Genomic DNA, 808 nt, shown 5'->3' with positions numbered 1-808 from the left:
CTGAGCGCGAGCTGTCCGAACTGATTGGTGTTACTCGAACGACTTTAAGAGAGGTTCTTCAACGACTAGCACGTGATGGATGGTTGACTATCCAACACGGTAAACCAACAAAAGTTAACCAATTTATGGAGACATCTGGTCTGCATATCTTGGATACGTTGATGACGCTAGACGTCGATAATGCAACAAATATTGTAGAAGATTTGCTTGCGGCACGTACCAACATCAGCCCTATCTTTATGCGTTATGCATTCAAGGCGAACAAAGAAAACTCTGAGCGTACAATCAAGAACGTAATTGAGTCTTGTGAAGCACTTGTGAATGCATCATCTTGGGATGATTTCATTGCCTCTTCTCCGTATGCGGATAAGGTGCTTCAAAGCGTTAAAGAAGACAACGAAAAAGATGAAGCAAAGCGTCAGGAAATCTTGATCGCGAAAACATTTAACTTTTACGATTACATGTTGTTCCAACGCTTAGCATTCCACTCTGGTAACCAAATCTACGGTTTGATTTTCAATGGCTTGAAGAAGCTGTATGACCGAGTTGGCAGTTACTACTTCTCTAACCCTGCCTCACGTGATTTGGCGCTAAGATTCTACCGTCAACTGCTAGAAACTTGTGAAACGGGCCAGCGTGAACAATTGCCAGTTGTAATTCGGCACTACGGCATGGAAAGTGCTCAAATCTGGAACGAGATGAAAAAGCAACTACCAACCAACTTCACTGAAGATGATAGCTAAGCATTGAGTGAGCAAAGTTAGAAAAAACCGCAGGCAATGCCTGCGGTTTTTTATTGCTCGTTACT

The 808-nt window shown here is 42.8% G+C and carries 1 protein-coding gene; it reads left to right on the top strand.

Features of this window, described 5'->3' with window-relative positions:
• A partial coding sequence (gene fadR, locus R7Q11_RS25640; RefSeq protein WP_225466935.1) for a fatty acid metabolism transcriptional regulator FadR occupies positions 1-743 on the top strand: 743 nt, incomplete at its 5' end.
• Positions 744-808: the final 65 nt, after the last annotated feature.

The organism is Vibrio sp. 970 (assembly GCF_033339075.1).
The sequence above is the reverse complement of the archived record's forward strand: the minus strand, read 5'-3'. Positions and strand labels throughout refer to the sequence as shown.